Genomic DNA, 2,703 nt, shown 5'->3' on the forward strand with positions numbered 1-2,703 from the left:
ATTCTTCACTATGAGCTACTGCGATGGGCTTCGCCTTTGAAGGCTTCGCGGGCGACCGGGTTGGCTGGATCTCGTCGCGAAACCAAATGGCTAGCCGCGCCCCTGGCTGAGGACGCGGGCTGACTAAGTTGGGTGTCGGACCGAGGTCCCGACAGTGATCTTCGCGGTTTAGTACCAGCGCCCACGGCCATAGAAGCCGCCGCCGCCTAGCAGAATGACAATAAGAACAATGACCAGAATTGTCGTGATATCCATATTCGCCTCCTATGAGTGCTCCCGGCCATGTTCGCCGCTTGCCGCCCTTTTGATGATTTGTGTTCTTGTGCCTGCCGTCAGGTGAGCGGCTTAACGCAAGCCAAAAAAGCTGAGTGCCGCTAGTACGATAACTACAGCTCCGACTATCCAAATAATGCTGTTCAAAACGGCACCCTTTATCTTTAGTTGTCTATAAAGAAAAACTATCACTTTTGAAGAAAACGATTGTGCGCCGTTCTTGTTCCGCCGTGATGGATTTATAATTCGGCTGGAAGAGCGCAGGCATTTAAGTACATTGCGGGCCACGCCGTGTCGGGCCCGAAATCCTGCACCACCACACCGCTAGAATGGCTCGATCTACGCAATGTGCAGAATAACCCGCCACCTTGCGGTAGCGGGCTTGCCTGAGACGGCATCGGCTCATGCTTTATCAGTAGGGCGAATTGCACTGCTGACGAGGGCCGTAGTTGGGCTGGAACGTGTTGTCCGAAGCGCGATAGCTCCGGTACCGGTCGTAGCACCACTCCACATGGGCATCGCCTCGGTGGACACGGTTCTGGTTGTTGTTGATGATCGCGCTGCTGATCAGCGCGCCAGTGGCGAATGCCGCCAGGGGAAACCAGTAGTCGCCATGGCGGCGATAGCCGCGATGATAGTCACGATAGCCGCGATGGCCATTCCAAGTGGTGCCATCATTTTGCGAAAAATTTCGATTGCGGTGGACGCCCCGGTGCTTCATCCACGGCTTGTAGTCGACCGCCCGCACATCGGATGAAGCGGATGGCGCTTGGGGCAGGAATATCCCGGCGGCGGCGGCAGGCATGGCGGCGGCGGCGAAAGACACTGACAATGTGGCCGCCAGCAAACCCGATACGATCTTTATCATTTCTTCTCCTTGAAGGGGTGGTTGACGTCCCTTATGACTTTAAAACGATTTAATCGCGTTGTGGTTCCGTCTGCGCTTCAAGGGAATGCGAACTTTATATGCCAAGGGGCGACTGTACATTGCGGCAAGCTGTCGCTTGGAATTATTTTATCATGCGTGCCCAATACTCTGGGAGAAGCGAAATGACCGTTAATGGTGCGGCGGAGTTAAAACGGCTTTCACGACTTAAGAGTGCGACGACTATTGCTGCCAACACGACCCCGAACGTCACTTCGGGTACAGGACGACAAATTGCACTTGCGATGCGAGATTCTCGTCACTCGGTGCGAGCGCTGAGCCGCCGGCGCGACTGGCATCGGCTGTTCAGCTAAGAGAGGCCGGCTGGAGAAGCGGCAGCGGAGCGAAGCGGCAGCGAGTGGTTCCACGGCTGGCGGAACTGGCCCGAATGTCGTGCAAAGGCTACGCCGCCCGCGGTATGCGTGAGGTGAACGTCGCCCTGGTCACCGACACGCTGGTGCCGCCGGCGTCGCTGATGATCTCCACTTTGGCCTCGAGCTGCTTGACCAGCGCCTCGATAATGGCGGTTCCGAGGCCCCCGCTTGGCGCCTCGACGGCGGCTTTGCCGGCTCCATTGTCCGAGACCGTCAGCTTCCAGTCGCTGCCATCGGTCTCGTAGGTCACCTGGATCAACGCCTTCGCCTTCTCCAAAGGGAAGGCATATTTGATCGCGTTGAGGACAAGCTCGGTGACTATCAGGCCGAGACTCACCGCCTTCTGCGAGTCTATCCTGGCGCCCTGCGCCGTGACGTTGACCTTGATCGGCTGGGCATCCCCGACCATCGACGATGCCAGGCTGCTGCACAGTTTCGGCAAATAGGAGCCGACATCGATCTCGTCGATACCCGCCGAGGTATGGAGATGACGCTGCACTTCAGCCACCGACAGCACCCGCTGATGGGCATCCCTCAGGTGCTGGCGGCTCTCCTCCGAGGAGACCGAGCGCGCCTTCAGCAGCAGGATGCTGGCGATGATCTGCAGGCTGTTGGCAACCCGGTGCTCCATCTCGCGCAGCAGCACATCCTTTTGACGCAGCAGGTCCTCGGTGCGGCCGAAAAGCTCTTCCTTCTCCCGCTCGATGACGCGGCGCGCCGTTATGTCGTTGAAGGCGAGCAGGATGGTGACGGCCGAACTGTGGTCGTAGAGCACCTTGCGCGCGTTGAGCAGCATCGTGCGCTGGCCGATATTGGGGAAATCACACTCGACCTCGAAGCCGTCCATCGCGGTCTTCTCAGGGATGATGGTCTCCAGGAGCAGGCGCAGTGCCGGGATGTCCCATTGGCCGTCGCCGAGCGCATAGAGCAGGGCGCCGTTTGTCTCTTCGGGGTCGACCTTGAAAGTCTGATAGAAGGAGCGGCTGGCCGCCAGCACATGAAACTGCTCATCGAGCACGAGGAAGGGCTCGGCAATCGTGTTGACGATCGCCTGCGCCAGCGTCTGCGCGTCTTCGATATTGGCGATAGGATGGAACAAGGCTTGTGGCCGATCTGGAGGCGCTCTGCCTC

2 protein-coding genes are annotated in these 2,703 nt (G+C 58.6%); both read right to left on the reverse strand.

Translation table 11 applies throughout. The features are described from left to right. Nucleotides 1-685: 685 nt before the first annotated feature. Nucleotides 686-1,141, reverse strand: a complete 456-nt coding sequence (locus EN932_RS33355; protein ID WP_128337951.1) for a BA14K family protein — start codon at nt 1,139-1,141, stop codon at nt 686-688. Between the two features lie 459 nt (nt 1,142-1,600). Continuing rightward, a complete protein-coding gene (locus EN932_RS33360) occupies nt 1,601-2,671 on the reverse strand; it encodes a histidine kinase dimerization/phosphoacceptor domain -containing protein (protein ID WP_127366959.1) in 1,071 nt (356 codons plus the stop codon). Between the last annotated feature and the right edge of the window lie 32 nt (nt 2,672-2,703).

Source organism: Mesorhizobium sp. M7A.F.Ca.US.002.01.1.1 (genome assembly GCF_004022955.1).
Classification (GTDB): Bacteria; Pseudomonadota; Alphaproteobacteria; order Rhizobiales; family Rhizobiaceae; genus Mesorhizobium; species Mesorhizobium ciceri.

What these genes read in the sequence shown, in the direction of transcription:
- EN932_RS33355 (WP_128337951.1), bottom strand. Translation starts at nt 1,141, where the DNA reads ATGATAAAGATCGTATCGGGTTTGCTGGCGGCCACATTGTCAGTGTCT.